General features: G+C 68.8%; 21 protein-coding genes. 14 read left to right on the forward strand and 7 right to left on the reverse strand.

Annotated elements, in window-relative coordinates:
- Positions 1 to 154: 154 nt before the first annotated feature.
- Positions 155 to 655 (forward strand): hypothetical protein, encoded by a 501-nt coding sequence (locus ACH438_RS32855; protein WP_397012354.1) that lies wholly within the window; start codon positions 155 to 157, stop codon positions 653 to 655.
- A 60-nt stretch (positions 656 to 715) separates the two neighbouring features.
- On the opposite strand, the gene ACH438_RS32860 is transcribed toward ACH438_RS32855, so the two are convergent.
- Positions 716 to 1,339 (reverse strand): TetR/AcrR family transcriptional regulator, encoded by a 624-nt coding sequence (locus tag ACH438_RS32860; protein WP_397012356.1) that lies wholly within the window; start codon positions 1,337 to 1,339, stop codon positions 716 to 718.
- A gap of 155 nt (positions 1,340 to 1,494) precedes the next feature.
- On the opposite strand from ACH438_RS32860, the gene ACH438_RS32865 reads away from it, so the two are divergent.
- The 3 genes from ACH438_RS32865 to ACH438_RS32875 are packed head-to-tail and all read left to right on the forward strand — an operon-like array spanning position 1,495 to position 3,867.
- Complete coding sequence (locus tag ACH438_RS32865; RefSeq protein WP_397012358.1) at positions 1,495 to 2,253, forward strand: nuclear transport factor 2 family protein; 759 nt, start codon at positions 1,495 to 1,497, stop codon at positions 2,251 to 2,253.
- On the forward strand, positions 2,250 to 3,623 hold the full coding sequence (locus tag ACH438_RS32870; RefSeq protein ID WP_397012360.1) for a cytochrome P450: 1,374 nt from the start codon (positions 2,250 to 2,252) through the stop codon (positions 3,621 to 3,623). The genes ACH438_RS32865 and ACH438_RS32870 overlap by 4 nt, the downstream gene beginning before the upstream one ends.
- Before the next feature lie 4 nt (positions 3,624 to 3,627).
- Entirely contained in the window at positions 3,628 to 3,867 is a 240-nt protein-coding gene (locus tag ACH438_RS32875) for a ferredoxin (protein ID WP_397012362.1), read from the forward strand.
- Here ACH438_RS32875 and ACH438_RS32880 read toward each other — a convergent pair.
- Entirely contained in the window at positions 3,842 to 4,651 is an 810-nt protein-coding gene (locus ACH438_RS32880) for an aldose 1-epimerase (protein ID WP_397012364.1), read from the reverse strand. The genes ACH438_RS32875 and ACH438_RS32880 overlap by 26 nt on opposite strands.
- Positions 4,652 to 4,756: 105 nt before the next feature.
- Between ACH438_RS32880 and ACH438_RS32885 the strand changes: the two genes are divergently transcribed.
- The 8 genes from ACH438_RS32885 to ACH438_RS32920 are packed head-to-tail and all read left to right on the forward strand — an operon-like array spanning position 4,757 to position 12,389.
- On the forward strand, positions 4,757 to 5,731 hold the full coding sequence (locus tag ACH438_RS32885) for an acyl-CoA desaturase (protein ID WP_397012366.1): 975 nt from the start codon (positions 4,757 to 4,759) through the stop codon (positions 5,729 to 5,731).
- A gap of 30 nt (positions 5,732 to 5,761) precedes the next feature.
- Complete coding sequence (locus tag ACH438_RS32890) at positions 5,762 to 6,019, forward strand: acyl carrier protein (protein ID WP_397012368.1); 258 nt, start codon at positions 5,762 to 5,764, stop codon at positions 6,017 to 6,019.
- Positions 6,020 to 6,021: 2 nt separating this feature from the next.
- Positions 6,022 to 6,939, forward strand: coding sequence for a class I SAM-dependent methyltransferase (locus ACH438_RS32895; protein WP_397012370.1), 918 nt, complete (start codon positions 6,022 to 6,024; stop codon positions 6,937 to 6,939).
- Positions 6,936 to 8,180, forward strand: a complete 1,245-nt coding sequence (locus ACH438_RS32900) for a cytochrome P450 (RefSeq protein WP_397012372.1) — start codon at positions 6,936 to 6,938, stop codon at positions 8,178 to 8,180. The genes ACH438_RS32895 and ACH438_RS32900 overlap by 4 nt, the downstream gene beginning before the upstream one ends.
- Positions 8,177 to 9,889, forward strand: a complete 1,713-nt coding sequence (locus ACH438_RS32905) for a fatty acyl-AMP ligase (RefSeq protein ID WP_397012374.1) — start codon at positions 8,177 to 8,179, stop codon at positions 9,887 to 9,889. The genes ACH438_RS32900 and ACH438_RS32905 overlap by 4 nt, the downstream gene beginning before the upstream one ends.
- A gap of 2 nt (positions 9,890 to 9,891) precedes the next feature.
- Complete coding sequence (locus ACH438_RS32910; protein WP_397012376.1) at positions 9,892 to 10,332, forward strand: PaaI family thioesterase; 441 nt, start codon at positions 9,892 to 9,894, stop codon at positions 10,330 to 10,332.
- A 2-nt stretch (positions 10,333 to 10,334) separates the two neighbouring features.
- Complete coding sequence (locus ACH438_RS32915; RefSeq protein WP_397012378.1) at positions 10,335 to 11,543, forward strand: cytochrome P450; 1,209 nt, start codon at positions 10,335 to 10,337, stop codon at positions 11,541 to 11,543.
- A gap of 15 nt (positions 11,544 to 11,558) precedes the next feature.
- Positions 11,559 to 12,389, forward strand: a complete 831-nt coding sequence (locus ACH438_RS32920; RefSeq protein ID WP_397012380.1) for an alpha/beta fold hydrolase — start codon at positions 11,559 to 11,561, stop codon at positions 12,387 to 12,389.
- A gap of 61 nt (positions 12,390 to 12,450) precedes the next feature.
- Here ACH438_RS32920 and ACH438_RS32925 read toward each other — a convergent pair whose 3' ends face one another.
- Entirely contained in the window at positions 12,451 to 13,299 is an 849-nt protein-coding gene (locus tag ACH438_RS32925) for a LysR family transcriptional regulator (RefSeq protein WP_397012382.1), read from the reverse strand.
- A gap of 93 nt (positions 13,300 to 13,392) precedes the next feature.
- On the opposite strand from ACH438_RS32925, the gene ACH438_RS32930 reads away from it, so the two are divergent.
- Together ACH438_RS32930 and ACH438_RS32935 are read left to right on the forward strand one after the other, a co-directional pair.
- On the forward strand, positions 13,393 to 14,124 hold the full coding sequence (locus tag ACH438_RS32930; protein ID WP_397012384.1) for an SDR family oxidoreductase: 732 nt from the start codon (positions 13,393 to 13,395) through the stop codon (positions 14,122 to 14,124).
- A gap of 24 nt (positions 14,125 to 14,148) precedes the next feature.
- Positions 14,149 to 14,343: a hypothetical protein gene (locus ACH438_RS32935; RefSeq protein ID WP_397012386.1), complete on the forward strand. Its 195-nt coding sequence runs from the start codon at positions 14,149 to 14,151 to the stop codon at positions 14,341 to 14,343.
- A 9-nt stretch (positions 14,344 to 14,352) separates the two neighbouring features.
- Here ACH438_RS32935 and ACH438_RS32940 read toward each other — a convergent pair whose 3' ends face one another.
- The 4 genes from ACH438_RS32940 to xdhB form a co-directional block, all read right to left on the reverse strand.
- Positions 14,353 to 15,102 (reverse strand): sulfite exporter TauE/SafE family protein, encoded by a 750-nt coding sequence (locus ACH438_RS32940; RefSeq protein WP_397012706.1) that lies wholly within the window; start codon positions 15,100 to 15,102, stop codon positions 14,353 to 14,355.
- 98 nt (positions 15,103 to 15,200) lie between these two features.
- Entirely contained in the window at positions 15,201 to 15,917 is a 717-nt protein-coding gene (locus ACH438_RS32945) for a haloacid dehalogenase type II (protein WP_397012388.1), read from the reverse strand.
- A 41-nt stretch (positions 15,918 to 15,958) separates the two neighbouring features.
- Positions 15,959 to 16,783, reverse strand: a complete 825-nt coding sequence (xdhC, locus tag ACH438_RS32950) for a xanthine dehydrogenase accessory protein XdhC (protein WP_397012391.1) — start codon at positions 16,781 to 16,783, stop codon at positions 15,959 to 15,961.
- A complete protein-coding gene (gene xdhB / locus ACH438_RS32955) occupies positions 16,776 to 19,157 on the reverse strand; it encodes a xanthine dehydrogenase molybdopterin binding subunit (protein WP_397012393.1) in 2,382 nt (793 codons plus the stop codon). The genes xdhC and xdhB overlap by 8 nt, the downstream gene beginning before the upstream one ends.
- Positions 19,158 to 19,171 lie beyond the last annotated feature (14 nt).

Below are 19,171 nucleotides of genomic sequence, written 5' to 3' on the forward strand. Positions count from 1 at the left end.
CGGTTGCTGTGCCGTACCTATGCGCCGGCTGTGAATGGGCTCCGGGCGGTATCTGTACGATAGCCCGCGGCTATCGCATTGCCGGGGAATTGCCGCAGGTCATGCGACATTTCCCGCTTCGGATGTACCCATCACTTCTGGAGAGAGGCTAGTCATGAGCATCAGTCGTTTCGCCGCGCTCGCGGTGGGACTCGTCGCCGCCGGTTCGCTGGTCGGCATCGCCGCGCCGCAGGCGTCCGCCATGGCGGGATCGTGTTCGGGCGGGCAGTTGACCATGAACACCAACCCGATCGGGATGAACGAGGGTCCGGTGACCGCGCAGATCGACGGTCAACTGACCGGTTGCACTGGAACCCCCAGTCAGACAGCGCATTTCACCGGTGACTTCACCGGCAACGGCAGCTGCCTCGATGTCAACGGCATGGTGAACGCCAACCTGGACTGGGGCAATGGCCAGAACACCACCGCCAACGGCCCGTACCACGTCGCCGGCGGCCCCACCCCGCCGCCGTCCACCAATACGGTTCCCACCTCGGACGGCGGTTCCATGACCGTCCAGCAGGCCGGACCGGACGCGGGTGCCGTCACGGGCCCGTGCCTGTCGGACTCGGCGCGCACGCTCTCGGTGCCGATCACCAATGTGACCTTCGCGTAATCGATTGCCCGGCAAGCGGTCCCCGGTCCTCGTGGCCGGGGCCGCTCGTGGTCGGGGGATTCAGTGCGGGCCGGGTCCCGCCGAGGCCGCGATGAGCGGGGGGAAATAGGTCTGCGCGAACCAGCGCGCGTGCTCGTCGGTGTCGATGGGCAGCAGCTCGCTGGTGACCAGCAGCATGGACGCGGTCACCCGGACGAACATCTCGGCGGCGCGCAGGGCGGCGTCGAGGGGCAGCCCGTCGCCCGCGATGGCCATGGCGATGGCGGCGCGCACCGGTTCCATGCTCGCGACGTCATCGGTGAGGAACGAGTTGAAGGTGTCGGGCTCGAACTGGCGCAGCGCCGCGACCAGGGGATGGCGGCGGCATTCGCGCACGCCGAGCACGAACGCCTCGATGGCCTTCTCGGCGGGGGTGTCCTTGCCGAGCACCTGGGGGCTGATCGCGACGAAGAACGACACCACCTCGCGCACCACGACCTGCCGCACGATCTCGTCCTTGTCGCCGAGCCGCCGGTAGACCGTGGGCCTGGAAACGCCTGCCCGGCGGGCGATATCGCCGACCGAGGTACGCCGGAAGCCGCGCTCGACGAATTCGGCGCGGGCCGCGTCCAGCAGCCGCTGCTGATCGGCGTCGGCGGTGGGCAGGCCCGCGCCGAGCAACTGGTCGGCACCCGGGAAGGTCATGACTGTGAGATTACCGGCTGGGCACGGGCGCTCCTCGCTGAGACGAAAATCTAAAAGTGTTCGCGCTCTGAACTGCAAGTTAGCACCAATTCCTTGACCTATGGTGTTACAACTGCGTACTTTCGTCTCACCTCTTGATTCGAAAGGCACCCCTGATGAGGACTTTCCATCACCTCGGCCCGTCTCCCGAGCACCCGCGCTACCAGGCCCTGCTCCCGGACTTCTGGAAGAAGGTCGAGCGGCAGGAGGCCGAAGCGCTCGAACGCGGCTTCCCGATTACCGGCGCCACCGAATTCGGGCGGAAGTGGCTGAACGCCTGGGCAACTCAGAACGTCGACGGGCTACGCGACTGCATGGCCGAGGAGTGCGACTTCATCGACAGCACCACCTTCCAGAACATCCGCGTCGGCCGCGAGGAGACCCTCGCCAACTGCGCTGCCTGCTTCGAAGCCTTCCCGGACATGGCCTTCTATCCGCAGGACGACAGCCTGCGCGCCCTGCCGTTCCTGGATTACACACACGGCCAGCTGCGCATGCTCATTCCCTGGCGCGGCATCACCCGCTGGGCGGGTCCGCTGCGACTGCCCGGCACCGAGATCGTCTTCCCGCCGACCGGGCGCTGCCTGAACTTCATCGGCGTGGACCGCTACCTGCTCACCGATGACTTCCGGATCAGTCATATCGATACCGACTGGGACATGGTGTACATGGGAATCCAGTTGTCGCCCTTGGGTATCAAGGCGCCGGGACTCGAAGTGATGCGGGTGGCCTCGGTGGCCGCGCGGGTACTGATCCCGCTGCTGAACCGGTTCGGGCGCGGCGGTATCGATGCCCATCGCCGCTTCGACCTGCCCATGCCCAACATCACCAAGCTCGAACAGTGGCAGGGCAATACGCAGGAGACGCGGGCATGAGCGGGCGCCGCCTGAGCACCCTGGGCCGGGCACTGGACCCGGCCATCCCGGGCCCGAAGGGGCTGCCGGTGCTCGGTGTGCTGCCCCAATTCCGCAGGGACCCTTTCGAATCCGTGCGCGGCTGGGCGCGCGAGCACGGTGACGTGTTCCGGGTGCCCATTCCGGCCTGGAATCTCGTCATGATCAACCATCCCGATCTGGTCAACGAGGTGATGAACAATCGCGAAGGCAGGTTCAGCATGATCGGCCCTGGTGAGCGCCCGGTGGCGCGGACCATCGGGTCGGCGCTGCCGATGATGGAGGGAGAGCGTTTCCGGCAGCGCCGGCGCATGCTCACCCCGATGTTCGGGCGCAAGCACCTCGCCAGGATCGCCGACACCATCGTCGACGAGTTCACCCGCCGCATCGAACGCTGGGATCGCTTCGCCGGCACCGGCGAAACCGTGGACCTGCAGCACGAGATCGCGCAGGTGACCCTGCCGGCCTTCCTGCGCGCCATGTACTCCACCCGGCTCACCGATGTGCAGCTCGCCCGGGTGGACGCGGATATGCGGCTGCTCATGCGCACGGTCGCCGCGGGAGTGTTCCTGTCCAATCCGCCCAATCCACTGCCGATTCCGGGCACCGAGAACCTGCCGCTGGCGGTGTGGCGGATGGTCACCCTGGTGGGCGGCTTCATCGACGAACGCGCCGCCCGCCCGATCGAGGACACCGATCTACTGGGTCTGCTGCTGCAGAGCCGCTACGAGGACGGCACCGCCCTGTCGCGCCGCGATCTGCGCGCCGAACTCATCGCGCTCATGGGCGGCGGCTACGAGACCGTGGTCGCCTCCCTGTCGCACACGCTCGCACACCTCTGCGTGAATCCCGAACCGGCGCAACGCCTCTACGCGGAAATCGACGAACTCGGCGGTGTGACACCGGCACTCGCCGATCTGTCCCGGCTGACCTGGGCCAAGGCCTGTTTCGACGAAGGCCAGCGATTGCAGGGCCACCCCATGAACCCGCGACTCACCCTGCGCGACAGCGAACTCGGCGGCTTCCACATTCCGCGTGGCACCCTGATCGGCACCCCGGTCTACACGGTGCATCGCGATGAACGCTGGTGGCAGGACCCCGATCGGTACGACCCGACCCGTTTCACCGACGCTTCCCACCCGACCCGCCCGAACACCGCCTTCATCCCCTTCGGCGCCGGTCCACATCACTGCATCGGCTCCGGAATGGCCTATATGAACGCCCAATTCCTGCTCACACTGATCTTCCAGCGCTACCGCCTGGAGACGCCGCCGGACTGGCGGCCCCGGCACGCCTCCACCTTCTCCATCACCCTCGACGGCGGCCTGCCCGTCCGGATCAGCAGGAGGTGACGAGATGGCCGGGACCCGAGTCGAAGTCGACCGTGAGGTGTGTCAGGGCTCCGGATACTGCGTGCACACCGCACCGCAGGTCTTCGCCCTCGACGACGAAGGCATCATCGCGCTGCGCGGTGACGGGCAACTGACCGGCGGCCCCCTCGAGGTGACCGCCGGCCAGGCCGAGCGAGCCGAGCGGGCCGCGTGGGACTGTCCCGCCGCGGCCATCACGGTCACGCCTGCGGAGCACCCGCGCTGAGATCTCGCCACTGCCAGTTCATTTCGGCTTGCAGTGGCGCCTCGGGCGTCACGGTGTACGGCATGGTGTTGAGCCCGTTCGGCGGGCCGGACATCGGTTCCACGCAGATGCTGTCGGCGGGCTGGTCGAAGACCACGATCCACCGCAGCGGACTGGACACCGTGAGCTCGAAGGCCCCCGGCCAGGTGAGGGTGGCGTGGATGCCGTCGGGCATGCCGAAGCAGTCGTCCCACGGGCCGGGCAGCGGAGTGATCCGATTGCCGTCGGGCAGATAGTCCGGACCCCGCTCCTCCTGCCAGCCGGGATGGAAGTCGAGCTGGGCCGCACCGCCGGTGGCCAGTCGCTTGGCGAACCAGGGATGCCAGCCGACCTGCGCCGGAAAGGGTTCGGCGTGCGCCTCGATCGTCATGCGGAAGGCAGCGGCATCGGCGGCCAGCTCGATCGACTGCGTGATGGTGCCCGGAAAAGGCCAGCGCTCCTGGAGTTTCTGGGTGAGCACGATGCGCGTGCCCGACCGCTCGGCCACCTCCCACGGATGCCCGCGCACGGTCCCGTGCATGGCGTGCGGTTCGGCATTGCGCGGGAACTCGTACTGTTTGCCGTCCCAGGCCAGGATCCCGTTGCGCATGCGCCCGCACCACGGCGCCATGGGAAAGGCCCCGTTCTTCGGCCCCGGCGTGAGCACGTCGGAACCGGCCACCCGGAAGCTGGTGATGCGCCCGGTCCCGGTGTCGATGCTCAGCCGGGCGTCGCCCGCGGCCAGTTCGATGGTCGTGTCGCTCATCAGCCCATGATGGCCGATGCCGGCGACGATAGGGAGAACGAATCGCACTGCAGGCAGATGGAATTCGAACTCGGTGGCCGGAAAACGGTGATTACCTTCGGATACATGATCGAGGACAATCCGCTGTCGGTCGGGGATTTCTCGGAGGCATTCGGCACCTGGAAATCCGCGCCGCGCAAGAAGACGATCAGCAATCCCTATATTCACCGCTTGCAGCAGCGGCATTTCCTGTTGTTCGATGTCCTGCCGATCATCGGCACGGTGGCGGCGTTCGCGTTCCTCTGGGTCCGCCCGTTCGGGCTGCTCGAATTCGTGCTGTTGTTCGCGATGTGGCTGGTCACCGGGCTCGGCGTGACGGTCGGCTATCACCGGCTGTTCACCCACCGCACCTTCAAGGCCGCGCCGTGGGTGGTCGACATCCTGGTCGTGCTCGGTTCGATGGCGGGTCAGGGCGCGGTGGTGTCCTGGGTCGCGCTGCACCGCCGCCACCACGAATACAGTGACCGCGAGGGTGACCCGCACTCGCCGAACCTGTCCGGCACCGGATTCCGGGGCGCCGTGCGCGGGCTGGCGCATTCGCACTTCCTGTGGATGCGCCGCCACGAATATCCGAACATCGTGCATTACGCTCCCGATCTCATCAAGGATCGCCGGCTGGTGCGCGTCGCCCGGCAGTACTACTGGTGGGTCGCGCTCGGACTGCTGATTCCGGCCGTGCTCGGCGGATTGATCAGCATGAGCTGGACCGGTGCGGTGAGCGGTCTGCTGTGGGGCGGATTCGCCCGCATGTTCCTGCTCGAACACATTGTGTGGGCCATCAATTCGTTCCTGCACATGTTCGGCACCCGGCCCTACGACTCCCGGGAGAACAGCCGCAACGGCGGCGTGTTCGCACTGGTGACGCTGGGGGAGTCCTGGCACAACAATCACCACGCCTTCCCCGAATCCCCGTCGTTCGGACTCGATTGGTACCGGCTCGATCCCGGCTACTGGCTGATCCGGACGCTGGCCGCCACCGGTCTGGCCTGGGACCTGAAGCTGCCGTCCGAGGCCCGCATGGCCGCCAAACGCCTTGCCTGAGAGAACGCATTGCCTGAGAGAGGGAACACCGTGGATACCAGCAAGGAAGCCATCGTGACCTGGTGCCGGGACTACCTGGCGGACCTGATGGAAGTGCCCGCGGCGGCGATCGACCCGCAGGCGGACTTCGACCGGCTCGGCGTCGATTCGGCCCTGGCGGTCTCACTGCTGATCGAGGTCGAGGAGCGCTACGGCATCGACCTGTCGCCGGAGGACCTCTACCGCAACCCGAACCTCGACGCCGTCGGCGCCTACCTGCACGAGCAGCTCGCCGAGACCGCGGCCTGACCATGGCCGCCACCGACACCGGACACCTCGAGACGGACACCGGGCGCACCGATGCCGCGGCGGCGGCCATCCGCCACCACTACGACATCGGCAACGACTTCTACCGGCTCTGGCTCGACCCGACATTGAGCTATTCGTGCGCGCTGCGCGAACAGCCCGGCGACACACTGGAAGTCGCGCAGGAACGCAAACTGCGCCAGCACCTCGACGCCATCGACGCCGGCCGGGCGGGCGCGGTACTCGATATCGGCTGCGGCTGGGGCGCACTGCTGGACCGCCTCGCGAACCGGCACGGGGTGGCCCGCTCGGTCGGGCTCACCCTCAGCCAGGAGCAAGCGGAATACGTGCGCGCACAGCACTATCCGGGCGTCGAAGTGCGGGTCGAGGACTGGCTGCACTACCGCCCGGCGGAACGGTTCGACGGCATCGTCTCCATCGGCGCCTTCGAACACTTCGCACGCCCCGACGACGGGCCCGAGGAGAAGATCCGCGTCTACCGCGAATTCTTCACCCGCTGCCGGGACTGGCTGACACCCGACGGCACACTGTCCCTGCAGACCATCGCCTACGCCAACATGACCGCGGCACAGGCGGACACCTTCATGCAGCGCGAGATCTTCCCCGACGCCGAACTGCCCACCCTGGCCGAGATCACCGCCGCCGCCGACGGACTCTTCGAGGTCTGCGCGATCACCAACGGCCGCCTCGACTACGCCTGGACCTGCGCGGAATGGGCGCGGCGGCTGCGCGCCGAACGCGCGGCGGCCACCGCACTGGTCGGACCCGAGGCGGTGGCCCGCTACGCGCGCTATCTCAAGCTGTCCGCCATGGGTTTCCGGATGGGCAAGCTGACGCTGTTCCGGCTGGTGCTGCGGCCCTACCACAGCGAATACTTCGGCCGCGGAGCCGTGATCGCATGACGGTACAAGCCTCGGAACCGGCCCGCCCGCGCCTGCGGTTCAATCCGTTCTCCAGCGAGTTCCGCCGCGACCCCTACCCGATGTACCGCTCGCTGCGCGAAACCCGGCCGATGCACAAGACACTCGGCATGTGGGTGCTCACCCGGCACGCCGATGTGAAGACCGTCCTGCACGATCGGACCTTCAGCGCCGGGCTCATCCCGCAACTGGTGACCGAACAGGCCAGGCGGCTGGGTCGGACCGAAGTGGACCGCATCGACCGGCTCGGGCAGAAGTCGCTGGTATTCACCGACAATCCCGATCACGCGCGGCTGCGCGGGCTGGTGAACCGTGTCTTCACCGCGCAGGCGATGGCCGCGCTGCGCCCGCTGGCGACCGAATTCACCGACCGCTGCCGCGCCCGCGCACACGCCGCCGGTGGCTTGGATGTGATCACCGATCTGGCCGCGCCACTGCCGGTTTCGGTGCTCTGCGAATGGATGGCACTGCCCGGAGACCTGCGCGAACAGGTGGGGCCGTGGACCCATGACATTCGCTTCCTGCTCGAACCGGGCCTGATGCAGGCCGCCGACTTCGAGCGGGTGCGCACGGTGGTGGCGGAGTTCGCGGCCGCGCTCACCGGCATGCTGGCCCAGCGGCGCACGCGGCCGGGCGACGACCTCATCAGCCGATTGCTGGCGGCCCGGACGACCGGCGGTGACGCGCTCAGCGAGGAGGAGCTGGTCTTCGTCTGCATCATGTGTTTCGTCGCGGGGAACGAGACCACCAAATCCCTGATCGGCAACGGCACCCTGGCGCTGCTGCGGCATCCGGAGCAGGCGCGGGCGCTGCGCCGCACGCCCGGATCGGTGAAAGCCGTTGTCACGGAAGCCCTCCGCTACGACAGCCCGTTGCAGCTGACCAAGCGGCTCGCCACGCGCGATGTCGAACTCGGCGGTCAGACGATCCGCGCGGGGGACCAGGTGCTGGTCTGCCTCGGCGCGGCCAATCGCGATCCCGAGGTCTTCGCACGACCCGACGAATTCGATCCGGTACGCGGCGGCAGCGGGCATCTGGCCTTCGGGCACGGCATGCACGGCTGCCTGGGCGGGCAACTGGCCGAACTGCTCGCCGAGACCGCCTTCACCTGTCTGAGCGCACTCGGCCCGGAACCGCTGACCGACGAATACGAGTGGCAGGACCACAGTTTCATCGTCCGCGGGCTGAAACACCTGCCGTTGGCCGTCCGGAGCGCCGCATGAACGAGACGCGACCGGAACTGCTCCCGGAGATCCTCACCCGCCGCGCCGCCGACGAGCCCGGCCGGACCGCCTATGTCTTCCTCGACGACAATGGCGCGGAGACCACCACTCTCTCCTACCGTGAACTGCACGAGCGAGCGCTCGCGGTGGCCGCCGAACTCGGATCACGCTGTGCGCCGGGCGATCGTGCGGTCCTGGTGTTCCCGCAGTGCCCCGAATTCATCATCGCCTACTTCGGCTGCCTGTACGCCGGCGTGATCGCCGTGCCGCTGAATCCGCCGCGCCGCAACCGGATTCAGGATGCCACCGGATCGATCATGCGGGACTGTGACCCGGCCGCCGTGCTGACCCTGGATATGTTCGTGGCGCCGCTGCGCGCGGTGCTGGAACCGCTGTGCACGGCCTCGCACTGGCTGGCCCTGGACGGGATAACCAGCGCGGCAGTGGATTTCGAGCCCCGGCGGGCCGAGACGGCGGAAGTGGCCTTCCTGCAGTACACCTCCGGCTCCACCGCCGCGCCCAAGGGTGTCATGGTCACCCACGGGAATCTGGTGGCCAACGAGGAGATGATCCACCGGGGCTTCGGTCACTCCCGCGATTCCACCGTGGTCGGCTGGGCGCCGTTCTTCCACGATCAGGGGCTGATCGGCAATGTGCTGCAACCTCTTTACGCGGGCGCCACCGCCATCCTGATGTCGCCGGTCGCCTTCATCCGCCGGCCGCTGCTGTGGCTGTCGACCATCTCCCGCTATCGCGCACACACCAGCGGCGGCCCGAACTTCGCCTTCGAGGCCTGTGTGGCGCGCGCCGCCGCGGGACCGCTGCCGGAGCTGGACCTCAGCAGCTGGCGGGTGGCGTTCAACGGAGCGGAACCGATCCGCCCGCAGACCCTGGAACGCTTCGCGGAAACCTTTGCCCCGCACGGGTTCGACCCCGCCGCCTGGTATCCGTGCTATGGACTCGCCGAGGCCACCCTGCTGGTCAGCGGCGGCACGCCCGGCCGCGGCGCCCGCCTGCTCGAGGTGGACGCCGACGCGCTCGCCGCTAGCCGCTACGTCCCCGCTGACGGGCCGAAATCCAAGACCCTCGTCGGCTGCGGGCAAGTGCTGCCCGGCGAGACCGTACGGATAGCCGACCCCGCCACCGGCGAAACCTGCCCGCCGGATCGGGTAGGGGAGATCTGGGTGTCGGGCGGCCAAGTCGCACAGGGCTATTGGCGCAACCCGTCCGCCACCGCACAGACCTTCCGGGCCGCGGGCGAATATCTGCGCACCGGCGACCTCGGCCTGCTGGTGGACGGCGAGTTGTACGTGATCGGCCGCGCGAAGGACATCGTCATCATTCGCGGCCGCAACTACTACCCGCAGGACATCGAGCAGACCGTGCAGGCCAGCCACCCCGCCTTGCGGGCGGGCGCCTGCGCCGCGTTCGCCATCCCCGCGCCGGCCGGCGAGCAACTGGTGGTGGTCCAGGAGATCCGCCGCGACGCCGTGGCCGATCCGGCCGAGGTGCTCGGCGCCATCCGGGCGGCCGTGGTCGCCGAACACGAACTCGCCCCGGCCGATGTCGTGCTCGCCGCACCGGATGAGGTGCCGCGCACCAGCAGCGGCAAGATCCGGCGGTCCGCCGTCCGGGCCCGATACCTGGCACGTGAAGTGTCCCCGTGGATGCCGCTTTTCGGCGATCTCACCGAAGCACAGAGGAGCTGAGCATGCAGACCTGGCAGATATCGAATCCGGACTACGCCGCGGCGATCGAGGCCGTGGTGCTGTCCATGCCCGCCGCCCGGCACCTGGGCTTCGAATTCGGCAAGATCGCGCCCGGCGAGGTCGAGATCCTGCAGCCGCACCGCACCGAACTCACCGAGCACAACGGGTACTTCCAGGGCGGCGTGCTCGGCTCGCTGGCCGACTTCGCCGCGGGCTCCGCGGCCGGCACGCTGCTGCAACCGGGCTGGGTCAATATGACCATCGACTACACGATCAAGATCCTCGCACCGGCCAAGGGCGAACAGGTCCTGGCCCGCGGCCGGGTGGTGAAGCCGGGCGCGCTCATCACCATCGCGGCCGCCGACCTCTACTCCCTCGAGGGCGAGGCCCAGATCCTCTGCGCCACCGCGCTGGTCACCATGCGCAATGTGAAGCTGGGGTAGCCGTGACCACCGCGCCGTTCGTCTTCGATCCGTTCGCACCCGGCTTCGCGGCCGACCCGTATCCGCAGTACGAGCGCCTGCGCGCCGAGGCCCCGGTCTATGAGCATCCGCTGGGCTTCTGGATCCTGTCCAGATACCCGGATGTGGCCGCGCTGCAACGCTCCTCGCATTCGGTCGACGAGGCGAACCTGACCCGGCTGCCCGCGTGGAAGAGCGACAGCGCCACCCTCGGCAAGCAGAACCGGATCATGGGCGGGCTGTCCATGCTGGATCAGGACCCGCCCGATCACACCCGCCTGCGCCGCCTGGCCGCCAAGGCCTTCACCCGGCGGGCGGTGGAGAGTCTGGAACCGCGCGTGCAGGCGTATGTCGATGCCGCGCTGGATCGGATCGCCGCGGTCGGGCGCGCGGATGTGGTTGCCGAACTGGCCTTTCCACTGCCGTTCACGATCATCTCGGAAATGCTGGGCATTCCGGTGGTCGAGGACGCGCGGCTGCGCGAGCTCACCGCGCTGGCGGTGCTCTCGCTCGAACCGCTGCCGGATCCGCAGATACAGGAGCGGATCCGGGCGGCCGACGCCGAACTGCGTGCCATGATCGGCGATCTGGTCCGCTGGAAGCGCGCGGAGCCGGGCGAGGATCTGCTGAGCGCGCTGATCGCCGCCGAGCACGAGGGTGACGTACTCAGCGAGGCGGAGTTGATCGCGCAGGTCATGCTGCTGTATCTGGCCGGGCACGAGACCACCGTGAACCATCTCGCCGGTGGCCTGCTCGCGCTGCTGCAGCATCCGGAACAGGTCCGGCGGCTGCGCGCCGAGCCGGCCCTGGCCGCCAATGCCGTGGACGAACTGCTGCGCTACGACTCGCCGGTGCATCTCATGCGGCGCATCACCCTCGCGCCGCTGACCGTCGGCGAGTTCGAAATCCCCACCGGCAGCTGGGTACTCGGCTGTGTGGCGGCGGCCAACCGGGATCCCGGATTCTGGGGCGAGGATGCCGCCGAGGTCCGCCTCGATCGGCCGAACGCCGTGCAGCACGGTTCGTTCGGCGCGGGCCTGCACCACTGCCTGGGCGCCGCGCTGGTCCGGCTGGAAGGCCGGGTCACCTTCGGTTCCTTCGTGCGCCGCTTCCCGGATGCCGTGGTGGAGGACGTGCGCTGGAACGGCCGCATCAATGTCCGTGGACCCGCCGAACTCGTCGTCACCGTCTAACCGAGGAACCTGCCCATGCCGATCATCCAGCTCAACGCTGCGCCGATCGCGTACTCCGACACCGGGATTCCGCCCGGGCAGCCCGATGCGCCGACCATCGTCTTCGGCCACGGCCTGCTGTTCGGCGGCTGGATGTTCGGCCCGCAGATCGCCGCGCTGCGCGAGCAGTACCGCTGCGTCACCATCGACTGGCGCGGCCAGGGCGAGACGCCGCGGTCCCCGGGCGGCTACGACATGGACACCCTCACCGCGGACGCCGCCGCGCTGATTCGCGCGCTCGGCCTCGCACCGGTGCACTGGGTCGGACTGTCGATGGGTGGATTCATCGGCCAGCGTCTCGCCGCCCGTCACGGCGAACTCCTGCGCTCGCTGACACTGCTGGATACCAGTGCGGGACAGGAGGATCCGGCCAAGGTGGCCGAGTACAAGCGACTCGCCCTGGCTCTGCGCCTACTCGGCTTCCGCGCGATCCAGCGCCTCGTCGAGCCGCACATGTTCGGCCCGGTCTTCCGTGCGGATCCGGCCGCGCGCCCGATCATCCGGATATGGTCGGCGCGGCTGCGGCGAGCCGACCGGGTCGCCCTGCGGCGGGCCGTGCTGGGCGTGGCCGATCGGGCCGCCGTAGTGGACGAGATTTCGGCGATTACCGTGCCGACCCTGATCGCGGTGGGCACGGACGATCAGGCCACGCCGCCGCCCCGCGCCCGGGAGATCGCTGACCGCATCCCCGCCGCCCGCCTGGAGTTCATCGAGGACTGCGGCCACACCAGCACCCTGGAAAAACCCGCCGTGGTCACCGGCCTGCTCGCGGACTTCCTGGAGTCGGTCTCGCATTCGTTCGGCTGAGGGACCTGCATCGCGGCACGGAATTGTTCTCCGGCGGTGCGGCGCTGAACCCGCGCTGTCGCTAGAGCCGGGTGGCCGCGCGGATCAGCCCGGCCAGCGCCCGGGAGCGGCTGTGCGGCGGCCACGCGATGACGGTGGTCACCGTGGGCGCGTCCACCACGGGGACGGCGACCAGATCATGGTGCAGGTGGACGCGGGAGGATTCCGGCAGTACCGCCGCGGCGCGACCCAGGGCGATGAGCTGATAGAGCTGCGTGCTGTCGTGCACCTCGGGGCCGGGGCCCTCGGGATAGCCGCCGGCGGGCTTGGGCCAGCGCGGCAGGGGCAGATCGGGGAGCGCGGTGACCTCGGCCAGGCGCACGGCCGCGCGGGTGCTGAGGGCGTGCCCGGCGGGCAGGACGACGACCTGGCCTTCGGTGTGCAGCTCCTCGGTGTCGAAGTCGGCCGTGGAGTCGAACGGGAGGTGCAGCAGCGCCACATCGGCGCGCCCGTCCCGCAGTACCTGCTCCTGCTCGGCGGGCCCGCACAGGACGACTTCGACCGTCACCGCATCGGGCTCGGCGGCGTAGGCGTCGAGCAGCTTGCGCAGCAGTTCACTGGATGCGCCCGCCTTCGTGACCAGCACCAGCCGGGGATCGCCGTCGGCCGTGTGCGCGGCCCGGCGGGTGCGGCGGTCCGCGGCGTCGACCGCGGTCAGGGCCGCGCGTCCCTCGTTCAGCAGGACCGAACCGGCGTCGGTCAAGGCGACCGCGCGGCTGTTGCGGTCCAGCAGCGTTACCCCGAGCCGTCTTTCGAGTTGGCGGATCGCTCGTGACAGGGGTGGCTGCGCGATGCCGAGCCGCTGGGCGGCGCGGCCGAAATGCAACTCCTCGGCGACGGCGACGAAGTACCGCAGTTCTCGCGTCTCCATGAATGCCACGGTACCGGCAACGATACCGCTGCGGTATCGCCGCGCACCCACATGGTCTTGGACCTTTCCTTGTGGCACGGACAGATTGGAGACATGAGCGAAAAGACGATCGCGCTGGTCACCGGCGCGAACAAGGGGATCGGATACGAAATCGCGGCCGGGCTGGGCGCACTGGGCTGGAGCGTCGGCGTCGGCGCGCGCGACGAGCACCGCCGCGAGGCCGCCGTGGAGAAGTTGCGCGCGGCCGGGGTCGACGCGTTCGGCGTCGCCCTCGATGTCACCGACGATGCCAGCGTGGCGGCCGCCGCGGCACTGCTCGAGGGGCGGGCCGGGCGTCTCGATGTGCTCGTGAACAATGCGGGCGTCACCGGTGGCATGCCGCAGGAACCGACCCGGGTGGATCTCGACGCGGTGCGAACCGCGGTGGAGACCAATGTGATCGGCGTTATCCGGGTCACCAATGCGATGCTGCCGCTGCTGCGCCGCTCGGCGTCACCGCGCATCGTGAACATGTCCAGCAGCGTCGGGTCGCTGACCTTGCAGGCCTCGGAGACGTCGGAGGTGGCGTCGAGCCCGGTGTCGGCCGCCTACGCGCCGTCGAAGAGCTTCCTCAATGCGGTGATGCTCCAGTACGTGAAAGAGCTGCGCGGCAGCAATATTCTGATCAATGCCGGTTGCCCGGGCTACACCGCGACCGACCTCAACGCTTTCCATGGCGTCCGCACGCCCGAACAAGGTGCGGCCATCGCCATCCGGCTCGCGACCCTGCCCGACAACGGACCGACCGGTGGGTTCTTCGATGACGCCGGGGTTGTGCCCTGGTGACCGCCTCGTGAGACCATGTCCGGCATGAACGAGGCAGGGCGGCGGCCCGATCGCGGGCCGCTGTGGCGGATAGGCGTTTTCGCGCTGGCGCTGACCTTCGTGTTCAGCACGGCGTGGACCGTCGGCTGGATTTCGTCGGGACGCCAGGTCGGCTCATCGGTCACCGTGCCCGGACACCAGCAGCCCAGCATGCCCGGCATGGATATGGGCGGGCACTGACTGTCCTTGTCAGAGCGCGAATTTCACCGCCATGGCCAGACCGCAGGTGGCAGCGAGAATGCGCAATGCGGTGCCGGGCATGCGGCGGGCCAGCGACGGCCCGATGCGCCCGCCCAGGAACGACCCCAGGGCCAAGGGGATCACGAAGGCCCAGTGCACCGGCCCGAAGAACGCGAATCCGATGGCGGCAGCACCGTTTCCGGCAAAGCTGACCAGCGCCTTCACCGCATTGGACTGCTGGGCGGTCCACGCCGGATACATGGCGGCGAGAATCGCGAGAATCATGACCGCGCCCGCCGCGCCGAAGTAACCGGTGTAGACGGCGGAGGCCAGGAATGCGAGGTAGAGCCAGCGTGCGGGCCGATGCGGCGGGTCGGTGGCGTGCTCGGCGCGGCGGCGCGCGAGATAGGGCTGGGCCAGCAGGAACAGCGACGAACCGCCGATGAGGAACGGCACCACCACATGGAAGGTGGAGGCGGGCGCGAGCAGCAGCAGCGCGGCCCCGATCGCGCCGCCGACCGCCGCCAGCGCACTCAGCCGCAGCACGACCTCACGCTTGCCGGCCAGCTCGGGCCGCGAACCCGCCGCGGCGCCCGCACCGGTGAACAGCACCGCCATGGTGTTGGTGACATTCGCCGAGACGGGCGGCAATCCCATGGCCAGCAGCGCCGGATAGGAAATGAGCGACGCGACACTGGTGAGCACGCCCGCCAGCCCGGAACCGAATCCTATGAGCAGCAACAGGAGTGCCTGGGTCATCGTCACCGGTGCACTCCGACTCGCCTTCGCCCGACATCAGGTATCCGCGTAGAACGTTACCCGGGCTCACAAATCCCGTCCGGCCCGGGCCGGAGACCTCAGCAGCCCAGCGCCGCGGCCAGGGCGGGGAAGCTGTTCACATTGAGGTCGGCGGCGGGATCGGTGCGATCGGTGGCCGAATCCGGGCCCTTCTCGTAGGGGCGTTCGACGTAGGCGGTGTGGAAGCCCGCGGACCGGGCGCCCGCCAGATCCCAGCGGTGCGCGGCGACCATGAGAATCCGGTCGGGCGGCAGATCCAGCAGCTCGGCCGCGGTCAGATAGGCCTGCGAACCGGGCTTGTAGGTCCGCGCGAGTTCGGCGGACAGCACACAGTCGAACGGCAGGTTCTCGGATTTGATCAGCCGGGTCATGAGCGCGAAACCGCCATTGGACAGCGCGGCCACGGTGTAGCGGGTGCGCAGGCGCTTGAGGCCGGGTGTGGCATCGGGCCAGGCGGGCAGGCGATGCCAGGTGCGTACCAACCGGTTTCGCGCGTCGTCGTCGAGCGCCGCGGCGACGCCATGGCGCTCCAGCAACTCGTCGAGCGATTCCCGGTGCAGGGTGTCCAGGTAGGCCCACTTGCGTTCCCCGTCGCGGACCCGTTCCAGCGCGGGCAGATACTGCGCCCGCCATTCGGAGACGAACCCGCCGGCCTCGAGATCCACGCCCGCCGCCCGGAATATCGTCTCCGCCTGACTGCTGACACCGGTGTACCAGTCGACGGTGGTACCGAAGATATCGAAGGTGATGGCCTCGATGGCATCCGGATCGAACACGTCGCCTCCTGAAATGTCGTGTCCCACAGGCTACCTCGACATCAACCGGCGATGGGGCGATGCTCGAAGGCGTGCAGCAGGTCCGCGGCGACACTGACCGCGATGACCGCGGGTTCCTTCCCGGTGATATCGGGCAGGCCGATCGGCGTTTTGATGCGGGCGAGCGCTTCCGGGTCGTGGCCGCCCTCGGTGAGCAGCCGGCTGCGGAAGCGCGACCATTTGGCGGCCGAGCCGATGAGCCCGATGGAATCGAAACGGCCCAGCCGCAGCGCCGCATCGCAGAGCGCGGCGTCCTCGGCGTGGTCATGGGTCATGATCAGCACGTGGCTGCCGGCCGGCAGCTGTTCGAGCACCTCCTCCGGCAGCAGCGGGGTGTGGTGAACGTGTAACCGCGCGACCGCATCCGAGAGCACCGCGAGCCGTTCCGCGGACAGCATGTCGGGCCGGGTGTCGATCAGGTGCAGTTCCAGATCGTGGCGGGCGAGGATGCGCGCCAGCTCGATCCCCACATGCCCGATGCCGAAGATCGCCACCGCGGGCACCACCGGCAGCGGTTCCAGCAGCAGGGTGACCACGCCGCCGCAGCATTGCACACCGTGCTCGTTGAGCACCTTGTCGTTCAAGGCGAATTCCATGAGCTCGGGTTCGGCCTCGGGCTTGCCGAGCAGTTCGCGTCCCCGCTCGACGGCGACCGCCTCGATATTGCCGCCGCCGATCGAGCCCCACGTCTGCGCCGGGCCCACAACGAGTTTCGCGCCCGGGCGGCGCGGCGCGTGCCCGCGCACGGTCGCCACCGTGACCAGCACGCCGGGCTCCCGGCGGGTGCGCAGGTGGGTGATCGCGGCCACCCAGTTCAGGTCAGACACTGATTCGGCTCGGTTCTTCGACAGTGGTGCCGCCGGGCATGTCCGCGGCGTGCCGGGCGGCGTCCAGCGCCCAATACACGGCCTCCGGTGTGGCCGGGGCGCCGAGTTCGACGCTGGTGCCCTCGGGCCCGAAGGCCGCGGCGGCCTGCCGCAGCGCCTCACGCACCGAGAAGGCCAGCATGAGCGGCGGTTCGCCCACGGCCTTGGAGCCGTAGACCGCGCCCTCTTCGGTGGCGTTCGCCAGCAGCGTGACATTGAAGATCTCGGGCATCTCCGAGAAGCTCGGCAGCTTGTAGGTACTCGCGGCCTGGGTGAGGAGCCGGCCGCGGCCGGGCCCGGCGCTGGTGTCCCAGCGCAGTTCTTCCAGGGTCAGCCAGCCCGCGCCCTGGACGAATCCGCCTTCGACCTGGCCGAGATCGATGAGCGGGGAGAGGCTGTCGCCGGCATCGTGCACGATGTCCACCCGCCGGATGCGGTAGGCGCCGGTGAAGCCGTCGACCTCCACCTCCGTCGCGGCGGCCCCGTAGGCGAAGTACTTGAACGGGGTGCCCTGCATGGCCTGCGCATCCCAGTGCAGACCCTCGGTCCGATAGAAACCGGCCGCCGACAACTGGACCCGCTGCTGATACGCGGTGCGCACGAGCGTGTCCCAGTCCAAGGTCCGCGTCGCGTCCCCGAGTGGCCGCGCAATGCCGTCGGTCACGCGCACATCCGAGGGTTCGACACCGAATTGTGTTGCGGCAACCTGCATCAGCCGCTCGCGCAATTGCTCGCACGCGTTCTTGACGGCCGCGCCATTGAGGTCGGCGCCGGAGCTGGCCGCGGTGGCGGAAGTGTTGGGTACCTTGTCCGTTCGCGTCGGCGCCAGCCGCACCTTGGGCAGCGGAATGCCCAGCGTGGTGGCGGCCACCTGCAGCATCTTGGTGTGCAGGCCCTGGCCCATCTCGGTGCCGCCGTGATTGATGAGTACCGAGCCGTCCTTGTAGATCAGCACCAAGGCCCCACCCTGATTGAAGGTGGTCAGGTTGAACGAGATGCCGAACTTGACCCCGGTCACCGCCAGTCCGCGCTTGGTATTGCGGTGCGCCGCATTGAATTCCGCTATCTCGTGGCGTCGCGCCTCGACCTCGCCGCGTTCGATGACCTGCTCCCAGGTGGCGGTGATCCGCTCCGGATGCCGCACCACCTGCCCGTAGGGGGTGGACTGGCCGGCCCGGTAGAAGTTGCGCCGCCGCAACTCCATCGGATCCAGGCCGAGCAGCGGCGCGCACCGGCCCAGCAGATCCTCCATCACCAGCATGCCCTGCGGTCCGCCGAAACCACGGAAGGCGGTATTGGAGGTCTTGTTGGTCTTGGCGATGCGACCGAGGAAGCGGGCGTTGGGAATCCAATAGACATTGTCGACATGGCAGAGCGCGCGGGCCAGCACCGGCTCGGACAGGTCCAGGCTCCAGCCGCCGTCCGCGGTCAGCGTGGTGTCCAGCGCCAGCAGATGACCCTCGGCATCGAAACCGGCCCGCCAGCTCGCGTGGAAGCCGTGCCGCTTCCCGGACATGGTCAGATCCTGGGTCCGGTTGAGCCGCAGCCGGACCGGTCGTCCGGTCAGCGTCGCGCCCAGTGCGGCAATGGCCGCGAACCCGTGCGGCTGCATCTCCTTACCGCCGAACCCGCCACCCATGCGCAGGCACTGCACGGTGACCTGGTGACTGTGCAGGCCCAGGACGTGGGCGACGATTTCCTGTGTCTCGGAAGGATGCTGGGTGCTGGACTGCACGAACACCTGTCCGGCCTCGTCGACCAGGGCCAGCGCGGCATGCGTCTCGAGATAGAAGTGCTCTTGATCGGAGAACTGGATCTCGCCGCGGAAGACGTGCGCCGCCGCCGCGAAACCGGCCTCGGTATCGCCGCGCTGCACCAGCCGCTGCGCGCCCTGGAAACTGTTGGCGGCCACCGCATCCGCGATCGAGATGAGCGACGGCAGCGCGGTGGTCTCGACCTCGACGGCGGCCGCGCCCAGCCGGGCGGCTTCCAGGGTCTCGCCGAGCACCCAGCAGACCGCGTGCCCGTGGAACATGACCTCGTCGGGGAACAAGGGCTCATCGTGCTTGACTCCGGCGTCGTTGCGGCCGGGCACATCCGCGGCGGTGAGCACCCGCACCACGCCGGGCACCGCCAGCGCGGGTGCGGTGCGCAGCGCGGTGACGTGCGCGTGCGCCTGCATGACCTGCACGGGGTAGGCGTGCAGGACATCCTTGGTGCGGTGCACGAGATCGTCTGTGTAGAGCGCTTTTCCGGTGACGTGCAGGACCGCGCTCTCGTGCGGCAGGGCCAGGCCGACGGCGGGATTCGCGGGGCGCTGGGACAGCAGGCTCATGACGGCACCTCTGG

This window comes from Nocardia sp. NPDC020380, assembly GCF_044386975.1.
Classification (GTDB): domain Bacteria; phylum Actinomycetota; class Actinomycetes; order Mycobacteriales; family Mycobacteriaceae; genus Nocardia.

Coding starts and splice junctions, on each gene's coding strand:
- ACH438_RS32855 (WP_397012354.1), top strand. CDS start 155: ATGAGCATCAGTCGTTTCGCCGCGCTCGCGGTGGGACTCGTCGCCGCC.
- ACH438_RS32860 (WP_397012356.1), bottom strand. CDS start 1,339: ATGACCTTCCCGGGTGCCGACCAGTTGCTCGGCGCGGGCCTGCCCACC.
- ACH438_RS32865 (WP_397012358.1), top strand. CDS start 1,495: ATGAGGACTTTCCATCACCTCGGCCCGTCTCCCGAGCACCCGCGCTAC.
- ACH438_RS32870 (WP_397012360.1), top strand. CDS start 2,250: ATGAGCGGGCGCCGCCTGAGCACCCTGGGCCGGGCACTGGACCCGGCC.
- ACH438_RS32875 (WP_397012362.1), top strand. CDS start 3,628: ATGGCCGGGACCCGAGTCGAAGTCGACCGTGAGGTGTGTCAGGGCTCC.
- ACH438_RS32880 (WP_397012364.1), bottom strand. CDS start 4,651: ATGAGCGACACGACCATCGAACTGGCCGCGGGCGACGCCCGGCTGAGC.
- ACH438_RS32885 (WP_397012366.1), top strand. CDS start 4,757: ATGATCGAGGACAATCCGCTGTCGGTCGGGGATTTCTCGGAGGCATTC.
- ACH438_RS32895 (WP_397012370.1), top strand. CDS start 6,022: ATGGCCGCCACCGACACCGGACACCTCGAGACGGACACCGGGCGCACC.
- ACH438_RS32900 (WP_397012372.1), top strand. CDS start 6,936: ATGACGGTACAAGCCTCGGAACCGGCCCGCCCGCGCCTGCGGTTCAAT.
- ACH438_RS32905 (WP_397012374.1), top strand. CDS start 8,177: ATGAACGAGACGCGACCGGAACTGCTCCCGGAGATCCTCACCCGCCGC.
- ACH438_RS32910 (WP_397012376.1), top strand. CDS start 9,892: ATGCAGACCTGGCAGATATCGAATCCGGACTACGCCGCGGCGATCGAG.
- ACH438_RS32920 (WP_397012380.1), top strand. CDS start 11,559: ATGCCGATCATCCAGCTCAACGCTGCGCCGATCGCGTACTCCGACACC.
- ACH438_RS32925 (WP_397012382.1), bottom strand. CDS start 13,299: ATGGAGACGCGAGAACTGCGGTACTTCGTCGCCGTCGCCGAGGAGTTG.
- ACH438_RS32930 (WP_397012384.1), top strand. CDS start 13,393: ATGAGCGAAAAGACGATCGCGCTGGTCACCGGCGCGAACAAGGGGATC.
- ACH438_RS32935 (WP_397012386.1), top strand. CDS start 14,149: ATGAACGAGGCAGGGCGGCGGCCCGATCGCGGGCCGCTGTGGCGGATA.
- ACH438_RS32940 (WP_397012706.1), bottom strand. CDS start 15,102: ATGACCCAGGCACTCCTGTTGCTGCTCATAGGATTCGGTTCCGGGCTG.
- xdhB (WP_397012393.1), bottom strand. CDS start 19,157: ATGAGCCTGCTGTCCCAGCGCCCCGCGAATCCCGCCGTCGGCCTGGCC.